The sequence below is a fragment of the Bacteroides stercoris ATCC 43183 genome, from assembly GCF_025147325.1.
GTDB classification, from domain to species: Bacteria; Bacteroidota; Bacteroidia; order Bacteroidales; family Bacteroidaceae; genus Bacteroides; species Bacteroides stercoris.
In genome coordinates this window covers 3,081,907-3,096,021 of the sequence record NZ_CP102262.1, presented here as the reverse complement: position 1 = coordinate 3,096,021, position 14,115 = coordinate 3,081,907, and the positions used below count along the sequence as shown (strand labels likewise).

Here is a 14,115-nt window from a genome sequence, read left to right as displayed (position 1 = left end):
GCTCCGTAACCCGGTCAAACGGCGCAACAGGCAGCCTTTCAGCGGAAAACGATACGTCTTGTATGCCGTTTCGTTACCTTTGCGGCAAACTCTAAATGACATGAATATGGAAATAGTATCTATCGAGAAAAAGACTTTCGAGATGATGGTGGCGGCATTCGGCGCACTCTCGGAGAAGGTCGCCGCCCTGAGGCGCAAAAGCGACACGGGGCGCATGGAAAGATGGCTCACGGGCGAGGAGGTCTGCGGGCAGTTGAGAATAAGCCCGCGCACGTTGCAGACGCTGCGTGACAGGCGGCTTATCGGCTACTCGCAGATAAACCGCAGGTTCTATTACAAGCCAGAGGAGGTGAAGCGGCTGATACCGCTTGTCGGCACGCTCTATCCGCACGGCAGATGATTTGATTTATTCACCCACTGAATCCGAAGTTATGATGAACGAGAACAACGATGTTTTTACGATGGAAGACGAGCCGATAGCCTCTGTGGTGCAGGATATGCGCAAAGGCTCGAAATGGCTGTCCGCATTTCTGGAAAGCTACCGTCCTCCGCTGGACGGGGAACGTTACCTGACGGACGGCGAGGTGTCGGAACTGCTCCGTGTGAGCCGGCGCACCTTGCAGGAATACCGCAACAACCGCGTGTTGCCCTTCATACTTTTGGGAGGGAAGGTGCTTTACCCGGAAACGGGGCTGCGCGGGGTACTGGAAGCGAACTACCGCAAGCCGCTGGAGTGAGGCGGTTTCATGAAAAAGTAAACGGGTGACACCTTTTGTGGTGCTACCCGTTTACTTGTCTTATGGGGTATGTGCAATCAGCAATACCCGGCTTTTCCGTTCTGTATGAACATCACGTATGTCTGCCGTTTCTCTTGTGAGAGTGCCTTTCCCACCAGCCATGTGCGGAACAGGTGGGTGTTGTAGGTATTCACCCTGAAAGCGACCGGGATGATGATTTCAAGGGCGTACACGTCCGCGTGCAGCCCGTTTTCAAGCTGCATGTAGCGGCACACCTCGTAGTCGTTCAGCACGTCCGACTTGCGGACGGCTCTGATGGCGGCGTTCACTGCCGGGACGGTCGTATGGAACAATCCGGCTATTTCGGTGGCGGTCATCCACACGTCGTTACCGGTTACGCTGACTGCCTTGTCCTCGATGATGATTGTGTCACGTTTCATGGCTTTTCTTTTTAGATGGTGCAACCTGCAAATTCCTCGACGCCGTTCAATCTTGCGGCAAGGTTCTCCATGTCCTGATTGAGCTTCTCTTTGGTTATCTTTGCGTAAATCTGCGTCGTCTTTATGCTCTTGTGTCCGAGCATGGAGCTGACCGTTTCGATGGGAACACCGTTGGAGAGGAATATCGTCGTGGCTGCCGTGTGGCGGCTCTGATGCCACGTGATATGCTTGGTGATGCCGCAACGCTTGGCGACGGCACGGATACCGGCAAGGCACGTGTTATAATGCGGAACGGGAAATATCCTGCCGTCCCCGCACAGTCCCCGGTATTTGCCGATTATGCGGTTGGCGATGTCGAGCAGGCGGATGTTGGACACCACGCCCGTTTTCTGGCGGTTGATGTTTATCCACTCGTGTTCGTCGAAGTAGGTGCGGATATTCTCTTCCGTAAGGTTGCGCATATCCGCGAACGACAGCCCCGTGAAGGCGCAGAACAGGTAGAGGTCGCGGTACAATTCCTGTTTGGCGTTTTTCAGTTTCCCCTCCATCAGCAGGCGGATCTCATCTTTGGTCAGGAAACTGCGTGTTGTTTCCTCCTTCTTGATTTCATACTCGCGGAACGGGTCGCGCGTCAGCCACTCGTTGTTGATGGCGATGAATACCATCGTCCGTAACGGGCAGACGTACAGCCACACGGTATTGGTGCAGCAGTGCTTGTCCGTGCGCAGGAACATCTCGAAGTCGGAGATGAAAGCCGGGGTAAGCTCTTTTAGGGCGATGTCCTTCACATGGTAGCGGATGTCGAGGAACTCTTGCATGTGCTTGTAAACGGTGCGGTACTTCAGCAGCGTGCCTTTGGCTTTCATGCCTGCCTCCACCTGCTTCTCGTAGTCCTCGTTGTGCTGGCGGAACACCTGCATCAGCGTGTGGTAGCGGTGTTCCAGTCCGAGAAAGGCGTTCTTCACCTTCTCCGCCGTGACGAAGTTGTCACGCTCCATGATTTCCTGATAATGCCTGTTGATGCGTACCCGCATCTTGTCAAGCATACGGTTCGTTTCGAGTGCCGCCGTGCTTCTGCCCGTGACACGTCCACCTTTGGTGTCCCACAGTTTCGGATCGACAGTCAGTTTGCAGCTGAACTGTGTCTGGCTGCCGTCCACCGTGATGCGTCCCATGACGGGAACTGTCCCGTCCTTTTTCACTACCTGACGCTTGAGGTAGTAGATTACTGAAAATGTACTCTTCATTGTCCTTAATTTTTGGGTTTCAAAATTAGTTGGTGAAGAGTCCGGTGTTGGTACGCAAAACGGGGAGGAACGGCGCAATCTTTTTCCGTAACCTGATTTTTCGCATGAGTTATGGATAACTCACTATTCCTTAGAGCCTTGTTTCGCTATTCGTACCCGTTTGTCGCATTTTCGGGCATGGTTACGAACAAGTAACGTAGCGGCGTCAGGATTTGGCTTCGGCAGGGATTGTAATGGCTTCACGGATTATCGCCACTTCAACCAAAACCCTTGTAACTCAATTCTATCACTATATCTTTCCGCATTTCACTTTTTTGTAGTAACTTTGCAGTCTTAAACCAAAGTACTTTATGGAACAATCTGACATACTTCGTAACTTACGGATAGAGCAACTCACCCCGATGCAGGAAGCAGCGCGGGATGCCTATCAATCGGATAAGGACCTCGTCCTGTTGTCGCCCACGGGGTCGGGCAAGACACTGGCATTCCTGCTGCCGCTGGTGCAATCGCTCAAAGCCGATGTACAGGGCGTACAGGCGGTGGTGCTCGTACCGTCGCGCGAGCTTGCCTTGCAGATAGAAAACGTATTCAAGTCGATGAACGTCCCTTTCAAGGCGATGAGCTGCTACGGCGGACGTCCGGCAATGGACGAGCACCGTACGATGAGGGGCATCAACCCTGCCGTTATCATCGGCACTCCCGGCCGTATGAACGACCATTTGCGGAAGCAGAACTTCGATACCCGCTTTGTAACCACATTGGTGATAGATGAATTTGACAAATGCCTTGAATTCGGCTTTCACGACGAGATGGCGGAAGTTATCGGACAGTTGCCTGCCTTGAAGAAACGGGTATTGCTGTCGGCAACGGATGCCGAGGAAATCCCGCAGTTCACCGGAGTGGGCGGGGGGGAATCGTCACCGCAGGTTGTCAAGCTGAATTTTCTTTCGGGCGAAACCGTATCCGGACGATTGGACTTGCAGAAGGTAATCTCTCCCGAAAAAGACAAGCTGGAGACATTGTACCGGCTGCTTTGTACGCTGGGCGACCGTTCTACACTGGTATTCGTGAACTATCGCGAGAGCGTGGAGCGTACGGTATCCTATCTGAAGTCGAAGAAATTCCCTTGCGATGCTTTTCACGGCGGTATGGAACAGGACGACCGCGAGCGGGCGCTCTACAAGTTCCGCAACGGCAGTTGTCCCGTCCTGGTATCGACCGACCTTGCCGCACGCGGATTGGATATTCCGGGCATCGACAACGTGGTGCACTATCACATGCCCGTCAACGAAGAAGCCTTTACGCACCGTAACGGACGCACGGCACGCTGGGAAGCACGTGGCTCGTCTTTCCTGCTTCTGCATGCCGAAGAGCGTCTGCCCGATTATCTTCCGGAAGAGCTCTCCGTATTCGAATTGCCGGAGCAGACGCCGAAACCTGCCAAACCCCGTTGGACTACCTTATATATAGGCAAAGGCAAGAAAGACAAACTGAACAAGGTGGACATTGTGGGCTTCCTGTATAAGAAAGGCGGACTGGTGCGCGAAGATGTAGGACAGGTGGATGTGAAGGAGCACTATGCTTTCGTGGCAGTCCGCCGCAGCAAAGTGAAGCAATTGCTTACACTGCTGCGCGGGGAAAAAATCAAGGGGATGAAGACTTTGATAGAAGAAGCTCGTTGACAGTATGTTATGAAGCATATCCGGTGATGTTATTAAGCATGGGAAAATAGCTTGTTTTTGATAATCATGCACTTTTTTTTCAATTTTCATTCCCGGTAGAAAGTTTTTTCAGCTTCTATCTTTCAGTTTACTTTTTAATACTTTCCTTGTTAAGCGTACATAACAGTTTGGCGTATATTTCTTGTATATACCAATAAAAAGTAAGGCAAATACGCGATAAAGAAGAAAATTTATAAGGAAAGATTTGCAATGCAGAAATAATTCCGTAATTTCGCCATGTCGAAAGACATAAACGAACGAAATTGTATAACCAAAACAAACTTCAAATGAAAAAGCATAATTTCAACGCAGGACCTTCCATTCTTCCGCGTGAGGTGATAGAGGATACGGCGAAGGCTATTTTAGATTTCAATGGATCCGGTCTGTCTCTTATGGAGATTAGCCACCGCGCTAAAGACTTCCAGCCCGTAGTGGACGAAGCCGTAGCACTGTTCAAAGAACTACTTAACATTCCGGAAGGCTATTCGGTGCTGTTCCTGGGAGGTGGTGCAAGTCTGGAATTTTGCATGATACCTTTCAACTTCCTCGAAAAGAAGGCCGCTTACCTCAATACGGGTGTGTGGGCAAAGAAAGCCATGAAGGAAGCCAAAGGTTTTGGCGAGGTTGTAGAGGTTGCCTCTTCTGCTGAAGCCACTTATACTTACATTCCGAAAGATTATACGGTGCCGGCCGATGTAGACTATTTCCATATCACCACCAACAATACTATCTATGGCACGGAATTGAAGGAAGACCTGAACGTAAACGTTCCTATGATTGCCGACATGTCGTCCGATATTTTCTCCCGTCCTATTGATGTGTCCAAATACATCTGTATCTACGGCGGTGCACAGAAGAATCTGGCTCCTGCGGGCGTAACATTCGTCATCGTGAAGAATGATGCGGTAGGCAAGGTGTCCCGCTACATCCCGACCATGCTGAACTATCAGACTCACATCGACGGCGGTTCAATGTTCAATACTCCTCCCGTTGTTCCTATCTATGCGGCATTGCAGACATTGCGCTGGATAAAGGCTCAGGGCGGTGTGAAGGAAATGGAACGTCGCGCCATCGAAAAGGCGGATATGCTGTATGCCGAGATAGACCGCAACAAGATGTTCGTGGGTACTGCCGCCAAAGAAGACCGTTCACGCATGAACATCTGCTTCGTAATGGCTCCCGAATACAAGGAACTGGAAGCCGACTTCCTGAAATTTGCTACCGAAAAGGGTATGGTAGGCATTAAGGGACACCGTTCCGTAGGCGGTTTCCGTGCATCTTGCTACAATGCCATGCCGAAGGAAAGCGTACAGGCTTTGATAGACTGCATGCAGGAATTTGAGAAACTTCATTAATAATATTTGTTCACCACAGAGGGCACAGAGTCCCACAGAGATGAAATGAAAAGGAAAACTCTGTGAAACTTCGTGCGGTTCTGTGGTGAATCTTTTTTTAATACCATTGAATCATGAAAGTATTAGTTGCAACAGACAAGCCGTTTGCAAAAGTTGCAGTAGACGGTATTCGCAAAGAAATTGAAGCAGCAGGCTATGAACTTGCCTTGCTGGAGAAATATGGCGATAAGGCAAAATTGCTGGAAGCCGTGAAAGATGCCAATGCCATTATTATCCGTAGCGACATTATTGATGTCGAGGTTTTGGATGCCGCCAAAGAGCTGAAAATCGTAGTGCGTGCCGGTGCGGGATATGACAATGTGGACTTGGATGCCGCAACCGCCCACAATGTATGTGTGATGAACACTCCGGGGCAGAACTCCAACGCTGTGGCCGAACTGGCTTTCGGGCTTATGGTAATGGCTGTCCGCAATCTGTACAACGGTACTTCCGGTACGGAGCTGAAAGGCAAGAAGCTGGGCATTCATGCTTACGGTAACGTAGGCCGCAATGTAGCCCGCATAGCCAAAGGTTTCGGCATGGACATTTACGCATTCGACGCTTTCTGCCCGAAAGAGGTCATCGAGAAAGACGGTGTAAAGGCTGTGGCTTCGGCCGAGGAGCTTTATTCTGCCTGCGACATCGTTTCGCTGCACATCCCCGCAACGGCGGAAACCAAGAACTCCATTAACTATGCTTTGGTGGGCAGGATGCCGAAAGGCGGTCTGCTGGTGAACACCGCCCGCAAGGAAGTTATCAATGAAGCCGAGCTGATACAACTGATGGAAGAACGTGCCGACTTGAAGTACATGACCGACATTATGCCCGCAGCCAATGATACATTTGCCGCCAAGTTTGCCGGCCGTTACTTCTCCACACCGAAGAAGATGGGTGCGCAGACGGCCGAAGCCAATATCAATGCCGGCATTGCCGCTGCCAGACAGATTGTGGGCTTCTTGAAAGATGGCTGCGAGAAGTTCCGCGTAAATAAGTAATGGATTTATACTCAGACAACCATGGCAACAATAAAACCTTTTAAAGGGATTCGTCCCCCTCAGGATTTGGTAGAGCAGGTGGCATCCCGTCCGTACGACGTCCTGAATTCCGCCGAAGCGCGTGAAGAAGCGGCAGGAAACGAAAAATCCCTGTATCACATTATCAAGCCCGAAATAGATTTTCCGGTCGGTACGGACGAGCACGATGAACGTGTGTACCGGAAAGCAGCCGAGAACTTCCGGATGTTCCAGGACAAAGGCTGGCTGGTGCAGGACGATAAGGAGAACTATTACATATATGCCCAGACCATGAATGGTAAGACGCAATATGGTTTGGTAGTGGGCGCATACGTGCCCGATTATATGAACGGCGTTATCAAGAAGCATGAGCTTACCCGCCGCGACAAGGAAGAAGACCGCATGAAGCATGTCCGTGTGAACAATGCCAACATCGAGCCCGTATTCTTCGCTTATCCCGACAATGCAGTGCTGGATGCGGTCATTGCCCGTTACACGGCACAGAAGCCTGTTTACGACTTTGTGGCTCCGGACGACGGTTTCGGCCATACATTCTGGATTATCGACCGGCAGGAAGATATTGAGGTCATAACCAAAGAATTCGCCAAGATGCCGGCACTTTACATTGCCGACGGGCACCACCGCAGTGCAGCAGCAGCCCTGGTGGGTGCGGAGAAAGCCGGACAGAATCCCAATCATCGCGGAGACGAGGAGTACAACTACTTCATGGCAGTCTGTTTCCCCGCCAACCAGTTGACTATCATCGACTACAACCGCGTGGTGAAGGACCTGAACGGGTTGACTCCCGGAGAATTCCTGGCTGCCGTAGGCAAGAACTTCACGGTAGAAGAGAAAGGAACGGAAATCTACAAGCCGGCAGGCCTGCATAACTTCTCCCTTTACCTGGACGGCAAGTGGTACAGCCTTACGGCAAAGCCGGGCACTTACAACGACAACGACCCTATCGGCGTGCTGGATGTTACCATTTCGTCCAACCTGATACTGGATGAAATCCTCGGCATCAAAGACCTCCGTTCCGACAAGCGTATCGACTTTGTCGGCGGTATCCGCGGGCTGGGCGAATTGAAGAAGCGGGTGGACAGTGGTGAGATGAAAGTGGCTTTGGCGCTTTATCCTGTGTCCATGAAGCAGTTGATGGACATTGCCGATACCGGCAATATCATGCCGCCCAAGACCACTTGGTTCGAACCGAAGCTGCGTTCGGGACTGGTAATTCATAAACTGGACTGATTCAGATATAATTTCAAAGAATGAATGAGAAGAAGGTGCATGGAAACTTGGCAGGTTTTGATGCACCTTCGCTATTTTATATTGCCATTCCCTTTTCCGGTATACGGAAAATGCCGACCTTTGCCGTCAAAATAAGATACCGTTATTCGGCATTAGTTATTAAAACCAAAAGAACGATATGGGTAAAAAGGAAGAATACAAACTGAAGAACGAACAGTTCCTGCAAAATCTGCGTACCGAAGAAGGCGTAAAGGAGTTGGCTGCCGGCGTGCTTTACCGTATTCTGGAAAGCGGGCAGGGCAGTAGCGCTACTCCTCGCCCGAACAGTATTGTGTCGGTGCATTACAAGGGAACGCTCATCAACGGCAGGGAGTTTGACAATTCCTGGAAGCGCAACTGTCCGGAAGCTTTCCGGCTGAACGAAGTAATCGACGGCTGGCAGATAGCCTTGCAGCAGATGCGTGTAGGCGACCACTGGATGGTTTACATCCCGTACACCGTGGGATACGGCACACGCACCAGCGGGCCTATTCCGGCTTTCTCCACACTGATATTCGAAGTGAAGTTGTTGGGCATTGCCTGAGAGGGTGTGAACAATCATGTTACGGAACGGAGACCTTACCCGGGGTGGCATAACGGGTACGTTGTTGCGTTTCACCCTGCCTATGATGGCGGGTTCGTTGCTGCAACAGTGCTATAATATAGCCGATACGCTGATTGTAGGGCAGTGCATCGGTGCGGATGCACTGGCAGCGGTAGGGTCGGCGTATACGCTGATGGTCTTCCTTATCTCCATCCTTCTCGGTTTGTCTATCGGCAGCGGCACGGTATTCTCGCTGCATTACGGTGCGGGAAACCATTCCGCCCTGCGCCGCAGCATTTTCGTGTCGTTCGTACTGATAGGGGCGGTCACGTGCGTGCTGAATATGGCGGTATTCGTATGGCTGGACCCCATTCTCCGTTTGCTGCAAGTGCCGCAGGACATTTACGGCATGATGCGCGGTTACCTGTGGATAATCTTTTGCGGCATTGTCTTTACGTTTATCTATAATTTCTATGCGGCGATGCTGCGGGCGGTGGGAGATTCGGTAACTCCTCTCTGGTTTCTGGCACTCTCTGTGGCGCTGAATATCGTTCTCGACCTGTTTTTCATCCTGCAACTGGACTGGGGCATTGAGGGGGCTGCGATAGCCACGGTCATGGCACAGGGAGTCGCTTCTGCGGGAATAGTGCTCTATACCTGGAGGAAGCGTCCGGAACTGCGGCTGCATATCGGGGACATGCGCTTCGACCGTGGCAGTCTGAAAGAGATAGTCTCTTTCTCCACACTGACCTGTGTGCAGCAGTCGGTCATGAATTTCGGCATCCTGATGATACAGGGGCTGGTCAACAGCTTCGGCACGGCAGTCATGGCCGCCTTTGCCGCTGCCGTCAAGATAGACTCCTTTGCATACATGCCCGTGCAGGAGTTCGGGAACGCCTTTTCCACTTTCATCGCGCAGAACTTCGGGGCGAAACGTTACGGGCGTATCCGCCGGGGTGTCCGCAGCGCCTTGCTTACTACGGTTATCTTTTCGATTATCGTCTCCGTGCTCGTGTTCGTCTTTGCAGAACCGCTGATGCTGATTTTCGTCCATCCGGGCGAAACGGAAATCCTTGCTACCGGAGTGGAGTACCTGCACATAGAGGGTGCGTTTTACTGCGGCATCGGCATTCTGTTCCTGCTTTACGGCTATTACCGGGCTGTCCGGAAGCCGGGGATGTCGGTAGTGCTCACGGTGATTTCGCTGGGCACTCGCGTGGCGCTTTCCTACCTACTGGCGGCTATTCCTTCTGTCGGGGTAACGGGCATCTGGTGGTCTATTCCCATCGGTTGGCTGCTGGCAGACGCGGTGGGTATGCTGTATTATAAAATGAAGAACGGGGCATGAACAATTCCCTTGCGGCATGCTTGCGTTGTGCAGGATTCTTTTTAGTTCTTCATGGAGCCAAGTATCAATAAAAGCGGTATCTTTGCGCCCGATTTTTCAGAAAGAGATACTGTCATGACCAATAATCGTCTTAAAGGATTTACTTACGGAGCCGTTGCCGCTGCCAGTTACGGCATGAACCCGTTGTTTGCATTGCCCTTGTACGGGGCGGGAATGAGTGTGGACTCCGTCCTCTTTTACCGTTACTTTTTCGCCGTTGTGATGCTGGGCATCCTGATGAAAGTGAAGAAACAGTCCTTTGCGCTGAAGAAGGCGGATATACTTCCGCTGGCGGTAATGGGGCTGCTGTTCTCTTTTTCCTCGTTCTTTCTCTTCGAGAGCTATAACTACATGGATGCGGGCATTGCGTCCACCATCCTGTTTGTCTATCCGGTGCTGGTTGCCATCATCATGGCGGTGTTTTTCCACGAGAAGGTCTCCTTCATCACGATGTTCTCCATAGCGCTGGCGTTTACGGGCATCTCCCTGCTGTACGAGGGTGGGGACGGGAAGACGTTGAGCATGCTGGGCGTACTGTTCGTTATTCTCTCCTCGCTGACCTACGCCATATACATCGTCGGCGTGAACCGCTCTTCACTCAAGGAGCTGCCTACGGCGAAACTCACTTTCTATGCTTTGCTCTTCGGCATCAGCATCTATGTGGTGCGTCTGGACTTTTGCACGGCTTTGCAGCCCGTCCCTTCGCCGGTGCTGTGGGCAAATGTCCTTTCGCTGGCTTTGTTTCCCACTATCATTTCGTTGGTGCTGATGACGCTCTCCATCCACCTCATCGGCTCCACGCCGGCTGCCATATTGGGGGCGCTGGAACCGGTGACGGCGCTGTTCTTCGGCGTAGTGGTGTTTGGCGAGCAGCTCACTCCGCGCATCATGCTCGGCGTACTGATGATACTTACTGCCGTGACACTGATAATTGCGGCGAAACCGTTGCTGCAACTGGTGAGGAGGCGCATCGGCTGAAAAGCGGCTCTTTCTTCTGCCGCGATAAAGTTTTTTTTGCCGGCTATCAAAAGGCGGATAGCAAAAAGTGTAGTATCTTTGCGGCATGAGCGAAGATACGTATAAAACCATAGCCGTCCCGTCCGAGGGAATTTATACCGAGAAGCGCAGCAAGTTTATCGCTATTGCCTTGCCGGTGCGTACGGTTGAAGAAGTAAAGGCGCATCTGGAAACTTATCAGAAGAAATACTACGATGCTCGCCACGTGTGTTATGCCTATATGTTGGGGCACGAGCGCAAGGATTTCCGTGCCAATGACAACGGCGAACCGTCCGGTACGGCGGGAAAGCCTATCTTGGGGCAGATAAACTCGAACGGACTGACGGACATCCTGATTGTCGTAGTCCGTTATTTCGGCGGTATAAAGCTGGGAACCAGCGGACTGATAGTGGCTTATAAGGCTGCCGCTGCCGAGGCTATCGCTGCCGCCACCGTCATTGAAAAGACGGTGGACGAAACGGTGACCGTCCTTTTCGAGTATCCTTTCATGAACGATGTGATGCGCATTGTCAAGGAAGAGGAGCCGGAGATGCTGGAGCAGTCGTACGACATGGACTGCCGCATGACGCTCCGCATCCGCAAGTCGGCAATGCCCAAGTTGAGGGCGCGTCTGGAGAAGGTGGAGACTTTACGTTTTGAGGAAGCGTAAAGTCTCCGGGTTTTCCACATCTTTTGTACGGATTTACTTATCTTTGCACACTTATTTAATCAAAATCGTGTTGATATGGCATTTGAAGCAACCAAGCGCGAGCTGGGCGAACTGTATACCTTCTTCCGTCTGCTGGCGGACGGAAAGGTCTTTCTGGGAACGCCGGACGCGCAGAGAGATGATAGAAAGTGTTGGCCTGTGGCGCTGATACAGAGAGAGGAACATGACGGCACGCGCCGTTATTATATCGGGGAAGAGGATGTGCGCATTGTTAGCGGTACGGTGGAGAAGGACGGTACGTTTACCGCATCGGCAGGAAAAGAGCCGCTTTCGTTTCCCCGTGCGGACTTTGGCGATGCGGCGGAAATCATACTCCATCTGCTCAGAAATGAGCAAGGCGATGCGGTGGAAGTTTCCGAAGGGCTGGAAGCCTTTCTGGATGCTGTGAACATCTACGACTTGGAGTCCAGAACCGATGACCGTACCGACTTCTCCGTAGCTTTCTGGAGTGCGGACGCTCCGCTCACGGGCTTCACCGTCCGTTGTCGTCTCAGCCACATGAATCCTTTGCTGGACGGCGGGCGCACGGCCAATCTGAAGCTGGAGCAGAGCGGCGTGAAGTTTGCCGTACCCACGGTAAACAAGGTGAACGCCTTGCCCGAATCGCCTATGGAAGTTGCCGAACGCATGATGATGATTGAGCGTCTGGGCGGCGTGTTGAAGTATTCCGACGTTGCCGACCGTGTGTTCCGCTGCAACCTGCTGATGATAGACCTCCACTTCCCCCGCATGCTGGCCGAGATGGTGCGTATCATGCACCTGGACGGCATTACCCGTGTTGCCGAACTGACGGAACGCATTAAGGAGATGAATCCACTGAAAATCAAGGACGAACTGATAAACAAGCACCGCTTCTACGAGTTCAAGATGAAGCAGTTCCTGCTGGCGCTTGCAACGGGCATGCGTCCGGCAAAGATTTACAACGGTACGGACTCTGCCGTGGAAGGCATGCTGCTGACCAATGGAGACGGCGGGGTGCTCTGCTACCATAAGTCCGACCGGCAGACCTTTGCCGACTTCCTTTACCGGAACACCCGTTTCGAGAAGGGTTCGGTAGATAAGGACAAATACGGCTTCCTGGAGCGGGAGAACGGTGTGTATTACTTTAAACTGAACGTAAAGATAGGATTGGTAAAGCGCTGACCGTCTGTTTAGCGCCGTATGGGCGGAACGGCAGACTGAAACTTGACGCATTTACTCTCCTTACATAAAAAAACATATATCCTGACAATGAGCAACGAAGTATTGGAAAACATCAAGTCGCGCCGCAGCGTGCGTACTTATACGGAACGGCAGGTTTCCGCCGGAGATTTGAACCTTATACTGGAAGCGGCAGCGTATGCCCCCAGCGGCATGAACTTCCAGACGTGGCATTTCACCGCCATCCAGGATGCCGCCGTGCTGACCGAACTGAATGAAAAGATAAAAGGCGCTTTTGCCAAGAGCGACGACCCTCATTTGCAGGAGCGCGGACATAGCGAAACCTATTGTTGCTATTACCATGCTCCGACGCTGGTCATCGTCTCCAACGAGCCTACCCGCTGGTGGGCGTCTATGGACTGCGCATGCGCCTTGCAGAATATTTTCCTTGCCGCCAAGTCTTTGGGCATCGGCTCTTGCTGGATTAACCAATTGGGGCAGACCTGCGACGACCCCGACGTGCGTGCTTTCCTCACCCGCCTCGGCATCCCCGAAAATCACCGTGTGTACGGCTGTGCCGCCTTGGGCTATGCCCCTGCGGACGCTCCCGTGAAAGAGAAGAAGCTGGCGGCAGGCACGGTAACCGTAATCCGCTGACGGTGCATGTATCATGTATAGGCGGAGAGCCTGTTTATATCCCCGCCAGAATGTACCATACGGCAACAAGGTGGCAGCCCGACCCCGCCAGTACGAAGAAATGAAAAGCCGAGTGCATATAGCGCACGCTGCGTATGGAATACAACGCCGCACCGCCTATATAGCATACCCCTTCGCCGATAATCCAATAGCAGGATACGGGCGCAACGGCAAAAAGCTGCTTGAACACCACCAGCACGGACAGCCCCATAAGGATGTAGCACACCGTTTCCACATAGCTGTGTTCTTTCATTTTGCGGAAGCTGATGATAGTGCCCGCAACGGCGCACAACCAGACAAAGCAGAACAGTCCCCAGCCCCATAGCCCTTCATCGCGCAAGGCAATCAGCGTAACGGGAGAGAAGCTTCCGGCAATGTGCCAGTAGATAGCCGCGTGGTCCCAATGGCGCAACCGCCGTTTCCACGGGTTATGGTGCTTCAGGGAGTGGTAAAGGGTGGAGGACAGGTAGGAGCCGCCCATACCGAACAGGTAGAGCCACATGCCGAGTATCGCCCACGGGTCTTGTGCCCGGTAGCATTTCATCAGGAAGAATCCCCCGATAATGACCGCCATCGAGATGCCTATGCCGTGAGACAGGCTGTTGACCGTTTCTTCGCCTCTGCTGTAGAAGAGACCGTTCCTTTTTCTTTTGTGAGTGGTACTCATAGACTTATTTGTGGCATAAAAGCAGGGGGGATATATAAACAAAGAAACAAATGGTATGTATTTTTTTTCAGGCACGGATTACACGGATTTCGCAGATTACACAGGTTTCACGG

15 protein-coding genes are annotated in these 14,115 nt (G+C 52.1%); 12 read left to right on the top strand and 3 right to left on the bottom strand.

Features of this window, described 5'->3' with window-relative positions:
- Positions 1 to 100 precede the first annotated feature (100 nt).
- Entirely contained in the window at positions 101 to 400 is a 300-nt protein-coding gene (locus tag NQ565_RS12880) for a helix-turn-helix domain-containing protein (RefSeq protein WP_004291426.1), read from the top strand.
- A gap of 31 nt (positions 401 to 431) precedes the next feature.
- A complete protein-coding gene (locus tag NQ565_RS12875) occupies positions 432 to 737 on the top strand; it encodes a helix-turn-helix domain-containing protein (RefSeq protein WP_004291424.1) in 306 nt (101 codons plus the stop codon).
- A 77-nt stretch (positions 738 to 814) separates the two neighbouring features.
- On the opposite strand, the gene NQ565_RS12870 is transcribed toward NQ565_RS12875, so the two are convergent.
- Both NQ565_RS12870 and NQ565_RS12865 read right to left on the bottom strand, forming a co-directional pair.
- The gene (locus tag NQ565_RS12870; protein WP_004291423.1) at positions 815 to 1,177 is read right to left on the bottom strand and encodes a hypothetical protein; all 363 of its coding nucleotides are present in this window, start codon (positions 1,175 to 1,177) and stop codon (positions 815 to 817) included.
- 11 nt (positions 1,178 to 1,188) lie between these two features.
- Positions 1,189 to 2,424 (bottom strand): site-specific integrase, encoded by a 1,236-nt coding sequence (locus NQ565_RS12865; RefSeq protein WP_004291422.1) that lies wholly within the window; start codon positions 2,422 to 2,424, stop codon positions 1,189 to 1,191.
- A 350-nt stretch (positions 2,425 to 2,774) separates the two neighbouring features.
- Between NQ565_RS12865 and NQ565_RS12860 the strand changes: the two genes are divergently transcribed.
- The 10 genes from NQ565_RS12860 (at position 2,775) to NQ565_RS12815 (ending at position 13,296) form a co-directional block, all read left to right on the top strand.
- Entirely contained in the window at positions 2,775 to 4,106 is a 1,332-nt protein-coding gene (locus NQ565_RS12860) for a DEAD/DEAH box helicase (protein WP_005653617.1), read from the top strand.
- Between the two features lie 326 nt (positions 4,107 to 4,432).
- Positions 4,433 to 5,500, top strand: coding sequence for a 3-phosphoserine/phosphohydroxythreonine transaminase (serC, locus tag NQ565_RS12855; RefSeq protein WP_005653619.1), 1,068 nt, complete (start codon positions 4,433 to 4,435; stop codon positions 5,498 to 5,500).
- Positions 5,501 to 5,613: 113 nt separating this feature from the next.
- The gene (locus NQ565_RS12850; RefSeq protein ID WP_005653621.1) at positions 5,614 to 6,534 is read left to right on the top strand and encodes an NAD(P)-dependent oxidoreductase; all 921 of its coding nucleotides are present in this window, start codon (positions 5,614 to 5,616) and stop codon (positions 6,532 to 6,534) included.
- A gap of 21 nt (positions 6,535 to 6,555) precedes the next feature.
- Positions 6,556 to 7,803, top strand: a complete 1,248-nt coding sequence (locus NQ565_RS12845; protein ID WP_005653622.1) for a DUF1015 domain-containing protein — start codon at positions 6,556 to 6,558, stop codon at positions 7,801 to 7,803.
- A gap of 178 nt (positions 7,804 to 7,981) precedes the next feature.
- Positions 7,982 to 8,386 carry an FKBP-type peptidyl-prolyl cis-trans isomerase gene (locus NQ565_RS12840; protein WP_005653626.1) on the top strand — a complete coding sequence of 135 codons (405 nt, stop codon included), beginning with the start codon at positions 7,982 to 7,984 and terminating at the stop codon, positions 8,384 to 8,386.
- A gap of 16 nt (positions 8,387 to 8,402) precedes the next feature.
- A complete protein-coding gene (locus NQ565_RS12835) occupies positions 8,403 to 9,734 on the top strand; it encodes an MATE family efflux transporter (protein ID WP_005653627.1) in 1,332 nt (443 codons plus the stop codon).
- A gap of 114 nt (positions 9,735 to 9,848) precedes the next feature.
- Complete coding sequence (locus tag NQ565_RS12830) at positions 9,849 to 10,751, top strand: DMT family transporter (protein WP_040315602.1); 903 nt, start codon at positions 9,849 to 9,851, stop codon at positions 10,749 to 10,751.
- An 85-nt stretch (positions 10,752 to 10,836) separates the two neighbouring features.
- A complete protein-coding gene (locus tag NQ565_RS12825) occupies positions 10,837 to 11,439 on the top strand; it encodes an IMPACT family protein (protein WP_005653630.1) in 603 nt (200 codons plus the stop codon).
- A gap of 75 nt (positions 11,440 to 11,514) precedes the next feature.
- Complete coding sequence (locus NQ565_RS12820; RefSeq protein ID WP_005653634.1) at positions 11,515 to 12,642, top strand: HpaII family restriction endonuclease; 1,128 nt, start codon at positions 11,515 to 11,517, stop codon at positions 12,640 to 12,642.
- Between the two features lie 87 nt (positions 12,643 to 12,729).
- Complete coding sequence (locus NQ565_RS12815; protein ID WP_016662920.1) at positions 12,730 to 13,296, top strand: nitroreductase family protein; 567 nt, start codon at positions 12,730 to 12,732, stop codon at positions 13,294 to 13,296.
- A 34-nt stretch (positions 13,297 to 13,330) separates the two neighbouring features.
- Here NQ565_RS12815 and trhA read toward each other — a convergent pair whose 3' ends face one another.
- Entirely contained in the window at positions 13,331 to 14,002 is a 672-nt protein-coding gene (gene trhA, locus NQ565_RS12810; protein ID WP_005653638.1) for a PAQR family membrane homeostasis protein TrhA, read from the bottom strand.
- Between the last annotated feature and the right edge of the window lie 113 nt (positions 14,003 to 14,115).

Excerpts from the sequence above, each read along its gene's own strand:
- NQ565_RS12880 (WP_004291426.1), top strand. The coding sequence starts at position 101 with ATGAATATGGAAATAGTATCTATCGAGAAAAAGACTTTCGAGATGATG.
- trhA (WP_005653638.1), bottom strand. The coding sequence starts at position 14,002 with ATGAGTACCACTCACAAAAGAAAAAGGAACGGTCTCTTCTACAGCAGA.
- NQ565_RS12820 (WP_005653634.1), top strand. The coding sequence starts at position 11,515 with ATGGCATTTGAAGCAACCAAGCGCGAGCTGGGCGAACTGTATACCTTC.
- NQ565_RS12830 (WP_040315602.1), top strand. The coding sequence starts at position 9,849 with ATGACCAATAATCGTCTTAAAGGATTTACTTACGGAGCCGTTGCCGCT.
- NQ565_RS12850 (WP_005653621.1), top strand. The coding sequence starts at position 5,614 with ATGAAAGTATTAGTTGCAACAGACAAGCCGTTTGCAAAAGTTGCAGTA.
- NQ565_RS12835 (WP_005653627.1), top strand. The coding sequence starts at position 8,403 with ATGTTACGGAACGGAGACCTTACCCGGGGTGGCATAACGGGTACGTTG.
- NQ565_RS12865 (WP_004291422.1), bottom strand. The coding sequence starts at position 2,424 with ATGAAGAGTACATTTTCAGTAATCTACTACCTCAAGCGTCAGGTAGTG.
- NQ565_RS12815 (WP_016662920.1), top strand. The coding sequence starts at position 12,730 with ATGAGCAACGAAGTATTGGAAAACATCAAGTCGCGCCGCAGCGTGCGT.
- NQ565_RS12875 (WP_004291424.1), top strand. The coding sequence starts at position 432 with ATGATGAACGAGAACAACGATGTTTTTACGATGGAAGACGAGCCGATA.
- NQ565_RS12860 (WP_005653617.1), top strand. The coding sequence starts at position 2,775 with ATGGAACAATCTGACATACTTCGTAACTTACGGATAGAGCAACTCACC.
- serC (WP_005653619.1), top strand. The coding sequence starts at position 4,433 with ATGAAAAAGCATAATTTCAACGCAGGACCTTCCATTCTTCCGCGTGAG.
- NQ565_RS12870 (WP_004291423.1), bottom strand. The coding sequence starts at position 1,177 with ATGAAACGTGACACAATCATCATCGAGGACAAGGCAGTCAGCGTAACC.
- NQ565_RS12840 (WP_005653626.1), top strand. The coding sequence starts at position 7,982 with ATGGGTAAAAAGGAAGAATACAAACTGAAGAACGAACAGTTCCTGCAA.
- NQ565_RS12825 (WP_005653630.1), top strand. The coding sequence starts at position 10,837 with ATGAGCGAAGATACGTATAAAACCATAGCCGTCCCGTCCGAGGGAATT.
- NQ565_RS12845 (WP_005653622.1), top strand. The coding sequence starts at position 6,556 with ATGGCAACAATAAAACCTTTTAAAGGGATTCGTCCCCCTCAGGATTTG.